7 protein-coding genes and 1 other RNA gene are annotated in these 6,146 nt (G+C 59.7%); 5 read left to right on the top strand and 3 right to left on the bottom strand.

Annotated features, from left to right (window positions below):
• Together HX846_RS19850 and ffs are read left to right on the top strand one after the other, a co-directional pair.
• Positions 1–907, top strand: a 907-nt coding sequence (locus HX846_RS19850) for a putative zinc-binding metallopeptidase (protein WP_178965952.1), incomplete at its 5' end; no start/stop codon positions are given.
• A 132-nt stretch (positions 908–1,039) separates the two neighbouring features.
• Positions 1,040–1,136: signal recognition particle sRNA small type (gene ffs / locus HX846_RS19845), an RNA gene on the top strand.
• 105 nt (positions 1,137–1,241) lie between these two features.
• Here the strand turns inward: ffs and HX846_RS19840 are convergent.
• Both HX846_RS19840 and HX846_RS19835 read right to left on the bottom strand, forming a co-directional pair.
• A complete protein-coding gene (locus tag HX846_RS19840; RefSeq protein ID WP_087694831.1) occupies positions 1,242–1,829 on the bottom strand; it encodes a hypothetical protein in 588 nt (195 codons plus the stop codon).
• Positions 1,830–1,843: 14 nt separating this feature from the next.
• Positions 1,844–2,377, bottom strand: coding sequence for a hypothetical protein (locus HX846_RS19835; RefSeq protein WP_178965951.1), 534 nt, complete (start codon positions 2,375–2,377; stop codon positions 1,844–1,846).
• 284 nt (positions 2,378–2,661) lie between these two features.
• Here HX846_RS19835 and HX846_RS19830 point away from each other — a divergent pair, with 284 nt between their 5' ends.
• A complete protein-coding gene (locus HX846_RS19830) occupies positions 2,662–3,708 on the top strand; it encodes an N-acetylmuramidase family protein (protein ID WP_102368373.1) in 1,047 nt (348 codons plus the stop codon).
• Between the two features lies 1 nt (position 3,709).
• Positions 3,710–4,324 (top strand): hypothetical protein, encoded by a 615-nt coding sequence (locus tag HX846_RS19825; protein ID WP_178965950.1) that lies wholly within the window; start codon positions 3,710–3,712, stop codon positions 4,322–4,324.
• A gap of 40 nt (positions 4,325–4,364) precedes the next feature.
• Here the strand turns inward: HX846_RS19825 and HX846_RS19820 are convergent, their stop codons facing one another.
• Positions 4,365–5,228, bottom strand: coding sequence for a LysR family transcriptional regulator (locus HX846_RS19820; RefSeq protein ID WP_003219067.1), 864 nt, complete (start codon positions 5,226–5,228; stop codon positions 4,365–4,367).
• 97 nt (positions 5,229–5,325) lie between these two features.
• Here HX846_RS19820 and HX846_RS19815 point away from each other — a divergent pair.
• Positions 5,326–6,146: DMT family transporter (locus HX846_RS19815; protein ID WP_178965949.1), on the top strand; the 821-nt coding region annotated here is incomplete at its 3' end.

The raw sequence follows: 6,146 nt of genomic DNA, 5'->3' as shown, positions 1-6,146 counted from the left end.
CCTCGACACGCCGGCCGCCTGCAACTGGCTGCTGCCCGCCGACAACGGCCAGGTCTTGTGCGTGGCCTGCAGCCTGAACCGCACCATTCCCGACCTGTCGATCCCCGAAAACCCCGAACGCTGGCGCAAGGTCGAAACCGCCAAGCGTCGTCTGGTGGCCCAACTCATCAGTCTGGGCTTGCAGGTGATTCCCAAGACGGTCGATGAAGACACCGGCCTGGCCTTCGATTTTGTCGGCATCGACCTGGAAGGCAACGCGCCCACCACCGGCCACGCCAATGGCCTGATCACCCTCGACATCAAGGAAGCCGACGACGCCCACCGTGAGAAAATTCGCGTACAGATGCGCGAGCCTTACCGCACCTTGCTCGGTCACTTCCGTCACGAGGTCGGCCATTACTACTGGGACCGCCTGATCGCAAACAGCCATTGGCTGGAGCCGTTCCGCACGCTGTTCGGTGACGAGCGCGCCAGCTACGCCGACGCCCTGGAGCAGCACTACCAGAACGGCCCGCGCCCGGACTGGCAGCAAACCTGCGTCAGCGCCTACGCCACCATGCACCCGTGGGAAGACTGGGCGGAAACCTGGGCGCATTACCTGCACATGATGGACGCCGTCGACACCGCGCTGGGCTTCGGCATGAGCGCCCGGGAGATGGACCTGGATTACCAGCCGTTCCCCCTCAGCACCCTCTACGACCCCGGGCATCCCGGCGGCACGGCGTTCCTGTCATTCGTCAATGCGTGGATCGAACTGGCCGGCATGCTCAACGAACTGTCCCGCAGCATGGGCCAGCCGGATTTCTATCCGTTCGTCCTGCCGCCGGCGGTGATTGCCAAGCTGCACTTCATTCACCTGGTGATCCAGCAAGAGGGCGGTCGGGCGGACGAGGTCGTGCTTTTGTAGGAGCAAGCTTGCTCCTGCAGCCAAGTACTTGAACCATCAGATATTTTTAATCCCGCGCCAACGGTTGTAACTTCCGATGAGATCGGTACAATGGCGCGGCTTGCCGAGAGGCGAGCGTCGTTATGGTGACCCCATCGGTCCCCCCGCAACGATTACCCGTGAACCTGGTCAGAGCCGGAAGGCAGCAGCCACAGCGGGAACATTGTGTGCCGGGGTGTGGCTGGTGGGGTTGCCTCCATAACGCAACCCTCCTTGATTCAAAAAAATACTTTTATGAAGCCCTTCGCTGACAATCGTCATCTGCGAAGCGATTTCTGCTGTTCGCTCATCAGGGTTACTGACGGTACAGCGGGAACTCTCCCATGGCCGGAATCACTTCTGCGCGCAACCTCGCCATGTGCCCGGGCAACTCCTGTCGTGCGGCAGGCGTGTCGGACGGGATGTTCTTGGCAAAGTGGAAGCTGATGATTTGGCCGGTCCCGTTGTCCTTGTAGTATTTGAAGATATTGAACTCAAAGAAGCTGCCGTCCTTGCGTGTGGAGGTCGGATAAAACAGCAGCACGTAGATCGCATCGGTTTTCTCGTCTGAAAACATCTCCACCGGAAGGTTGGGGTATTCCTGTTTGTGGGCCTGCGCGGTCAGGTTGGCAAGATCCCGGGGCTCGTTGCCGGTGGTCTGGGGCGGCGCGAGGCGAAAATCCACCAGTTCGCTCCAGGCGTTGACGCTTTCTGGTGCGAGGAAATATTCCCAGAGCGGAACGTTGCCCCGGGCCTGGTATTTCAGGACGTATGTTTTCCCTGCAAACACCACCGACTTTGTCTCGGCGATCGACGGGCGGGACAGGTCAGGCGGCGCCACAGGCGGTTTGGATGCACAGCCGAACAGCAGCAGGACAGTCGATACCACGATTAGCCAACGCATGGGCACCTCCTGTGTCACGGCTTAGTGCTGTTGATGTGGTCGGCGATGCTGGCGAGCGTTGCGCTCCATTGTGCAACGGTTTGTTCTGAAGGCATTTCTCTCCAGGTCCTGGAAACCTTGTACGTGTCGCCCCCTAATTGATAGGCAAAATGCCTCAAGGTCATGACCTTGCCGTTCGCCTGTGTGCAGATCACCGACCAGCCCATATACGGGGTGCTGGTATCTCCCATGTCAGTCTGGCTGATATGTTTTTTGCAGTTCTTCTCGGCGGCCCGGGTATCGGAATCACGGGCCGCGCTTGGCGGTTGATTCTGGCCCGGCAACACAAACAGGGTGATCTCGTCTTTTCCGGTGTCGGCAGACCACTTGTATCGTTTTACCCCGGCATTCGCGAACGCTGATGCCATCTCGTCATCGTTTTTGGTTTGCCATTGCGGACCTTTTGGCGTTACCGCCTTGAGCAAGTAGCCCGCAAAATCTTCTGCGTGGGTGTTTGGCGAGACGAAGAGCAATCCGCTGATGGCACAGGCAATAAAGGTCGATTTCATGTCAGTCCCTGGACGTCATTGTTAGATGTCAGGACGACAATGCATCCTGCGAAACAGACAGTAGCTCAGGTAGTGGCAAAGTGCCCAGTCCGTTTAAAAATTATTCCCATGGACGACGTCAGTGAGGGATTGCTCACATCCTTAAAACCTTGCGCTGGACAAGCCAAATTCGCCTTGTTAGTTTGCGCCAGCGACATATTTCTAAATATGTCGGTGGCACATGGATGATATTAAAGTGATGGCGCTTTATGGCTCATCTACTCCAACTAACAAGGATGTCAGTAATGAAAAGCCTGCAAGGGTTGCCCACTCTCATCAGCGCTTCCGTCGGTGCGCCGGGCAAAGCCCGCAACTTGCCCGCCGATGTTCAATGCATCCAGTATTTATTCAACTTGATCATTCCCAAGTTGGGTTTCCCCCTGGCGGAAAATGGCAAATGCGACGGCCAGTTGGTGCAGTGCATCAGCCAGTATCAGTTCCGCCACCTGAAATACGCGCATCCCGATGGTGTCATCGACCCTACCGGGCGCACCTTCAATAGCCTGATCGAAGAAGCGGTGAAGGTGCCGGTCAAGCCGAACCCGACCCTGCGTATTCCGACGTTCCTCAATGTGTTCGGCAACACCGGCGCGGACATGGTCCAGGCCACGGTCGACCACTATCTGGACCGCATGCGGGCAATGATCGAGGCCGAGCGGCGCAACCGGCAGATGATGCTCCAGGCCACGTGCGACGGCGGTACGACGCTGACGGATACGGACTTCCAGAACGCTGCCGCGCAGTTGGGTAACGGGATTTCGGTCAATATTATCAAGGCCTTCGCCACGGTGGAGTCGGGCGGGCGCTCCGGGTTCGGCCCGGCCAAGTTGCCGGTGATCGCCTTTGAAGGGCACCATTTTCGCAAGTACACCAAGAGTAAATACGACCAGACCCACCCGCTGTTGTCGTACCCCTACGTGAAGAAGGCCGGGCCCCAGTGGAAGGCCAATAACAAGGACCAGACCAAGGCCTGGGAGACCATGGCCACCGCCTTCGCACTGGATCAGGAAGCGGCCTTGAAATCGGCCTCCTGGGGCATGTTTCAGATAATGGGCTCCAACTTCACGGCATGCGGTTATAAAACGGTGTTTGAATTTGTGGTGGCCATGAAGATTAATGCCGGGCATCAACTAAAGGCCTTCCTCGGTTTTTGCAGCCAGAGCCCGGCCCTGGTCAAGGCCATGAAGAACAAGGATTACGCCGCCATGGCGCTGAACTATAACGGCAAGGATTATGGCGACTATGACCAACGCATCAAAAAAGCCTACGAAGCACTTGAAGGGAAAAAATAGAATGCCGTTCAAACGTTGCGTGTCCCGATTGCTGGTTGCCTCTTTCGTGTGTGTTGCTGCAGGTGCGCCGGCGTTTGCCGCTACGCTGCACTCGGGCAAGTACGAAGGGCTGATGCTGGCCGTGACGCCCGAGCATCAGGTGGAGGGGTTTTATGCCGAGGAAATGGGCGAGGGCGTGACCCGCTCGTGCACGTTCTTCCTGCAGGGCAAGGTCGACGGTGCGAAGGCATCGGTGTCGACATGGCTGGATGATGCCTATCCGGGTACCGTCGCGGCCTCCTCGGACGGTGTGACGCTGACCGTGGAGAAGGGCCGCGAACATCCCGGCTGCATCAACGTGTTGATGCCGGAAATTGCCACCGGCCTGGACCTGACCCAAACCGCTGCCAAGAAGTGGATCGGCCTGGTGACCGTTTCGTCCGACAAGGCCTTCCTGCAGAAGACCCCGGACGCCAAGGCCAGCCATCGTGCCTACGTGGTCAAGGACGATGTGGTCGCGGTACTGGCGTTCAAGGATGGCTGGGCTCAGGTCGAGTTCATCAATGGCGAAGGCCGCTCTTCCAAGGGCTGGATCAGCCAGGACCAGTACGCCAGGCTGGCCCCCGCAAAAGGCTGAAGATGCTCCCTGCACCCACGCACAGCGGGGCGAAAACCGGTTAGCCGAAAGTCTCCCGCAACAGCCCCGCAAAGGCATCCCGCGCCAGATGGCGTTGGGTGTCCTTGTGCCAGAACAGCAGGTTATCCACCGCCGCCAATTCGTCGAAGCGGTAGGACGTCAATTGGTTGGCCTGCTCGTAGCGCGCCAGGATGCCTTCCGGCGCCAGTGCCACGCCAATCCCCGCGCTGACGCAGCCAATGATCGTGCCCCAACTGGCATAACTTGCGATGGCAGGCTTGATGTCGTGGGGCTTTAGCCAGTTCTCCAGGGCGGCGCGATACGGGCAGCCGGGCGGCCACACCAGCAGCGTGCGGCCGGCCAGGTCCCGGGCGTCCTCGATGGGTGCGCTGGAGGCGCTGGTAATCAGCACCAGGCGCTCGCTGTAGACCACGCTTTGTTCGAGCTTCGGGCGTTTGCCGCCGGCGGCCACCAGCGCGGCGTCGATGCGGTGATGTTGCAGGTCATCGAGTAACTGCGCCCAGGCACCGGTCACCAGTTCCAGCTCCACTTGTGGATAACGTCGATGGTATTCGGCCAGCAGCGGCGGCAGGCGGCCACTGGCGCTGGATTCCACTGCGCCGATGCGCAGCTTGCCGCGGGGAATCGCGTTGCTGTCGACGGCACGCTTGGACTCTTCCACCAGCGCGAGGATGCGCTCGCAGTAGTCGAGAAACACTTCCCCTGCGGCACTGATCGCCAACCCGCGCCCGGCGCGAATGAACAGCGGGGTACCCAACTCGCTTTCCAGTTGCTTGATGCGTGTGGTGATGTTGGACGGCACGCAGTGCAGTTGCAGGGCGGCCTGGGCCACGCTGCCGGTTTGTGCCACGGCTTTCACCATTTTCAGTTGGGCCAGTTCCATCGCTCAGTTCCAGTGATTACAGAAGTCAGAAACGGTTAATTGTCCTGCGCCTTGCCGGGGCCAAGACTGACGGCATTCCCACTGCTGGACGCCGTTCATGAAAGCCCCGTCACCTGTAAAGCTTACGCTAGTCACTGCCAGCGTCATCCTCTGTTGGGCGTATTCGCCGATTGGCGTGCATCTGGCCTTGCACAGCTACAGCCCTGGCCAGTTGGCCTTGGGACGGTTCCTGATTGCTTCGGTATTGATGGCCGGCGTCGCGTTGGTCATGAGGATCGAGCGGCCACGTCTGCGGGACCTGCCGTGGTTGCTGGTGCTGGGCTTCTTCGGGATTTTCCTGCATCACCTGACGATCAATTTCGGCCAGCAATTTGTCACGGCTGCGGCCTCCAGTGTGCTGGCGCAGTCGGTTCCGCTGTTTACGGTGCTGGTGGCGTTTTTCGGCTTGAAGGAGCGAGTTACCGGCTGGCGCTGGGGTTGCGTGCTGCTGGGCTTGAGCGGGGTGCTGGTGGTGATCTGGGGCGAGCATGGCCTGGGGCAGATTGATCCTCGTGGACTGATGATCCTGCTGGCGGCGCTGTCGTGGAGCCTTTACTTCACCATCCAGAAACACTATTCCCGGCGCTACAGCCCGCTGACCACGGTGTGCTACACCGTGTGGTCGGGCACCTTGCTGTTGTGTGTCTATTTGCCGGGTTTGCCGGCGGTGGTGTCGCAATCATCGACCCAAGCCAACTGGGCGGTGTTGTTGCTCGGCGCCTTTCCCAGCGCCCTGGCATACCTGGCCTGGGCCTATGTGTTGCGGCATGTCGAGGTCAGCCGCGCGTCAGTGGCGTTGTACCTGGTGCCGCCGGTGGCGATGGTGATGGCCGCCACGCTGCTGGGCGAGCAGGTTTCGCTGCGCGTGGTGCTGGGTGG

Source organism: Pseudomonas sp. K5002 (assembly GCF_013386655.1).
Lineage (GTDB): Bacteria > Pseudomonadota > Gammaproteobacteria > Pseudomonadales > Pseudomonadaceae > Aquipseudomonas.
This window is presented reverse-complemented; position numbering and strand designations above follow the sequence as displayed.

Excerpts from the sequence above, each read along its gene's own strand:
- HX846_RS19840 (WP_087694831.1), bottom strand. The coding sequence starts at position 1,829 with ATGCGTTGGCTAATCGTGGTATCGACTGTCCTGCTGCTGTTCGGCTGT.
- HX846_RS19835 (WP_178965951.1), bottom strand. The coding sequence starts at position 2,377 with ATGAAATCGACCTTTATTGCCTGTGCCATCAGCGGATTGCTCTTCGTC.
- HX846_RS19825 (WP_178965950.1), top strand. The coding sequence starts at position 3,710 with ATGCCGTTCAAACGTTGCGTGTCCCGATTGCTGGTTGCCTCTTTCGTG.
- HX846_RS19830 (WP_102368373.1), top strand. The coding sequence starts at position 2,662 with ATGAAAAGCCTGCAAGGGTTGCCCACTCTCATCAGCGCTTCCGTCGGT.
- HX846_RS19820 (WP_003219067.1), bottom strand. The coding sequence starts at position 5,228 with ATGGAACTGGCCCAACTGAAAATGGTGAAAGCCGTGGCACAAACCGGC.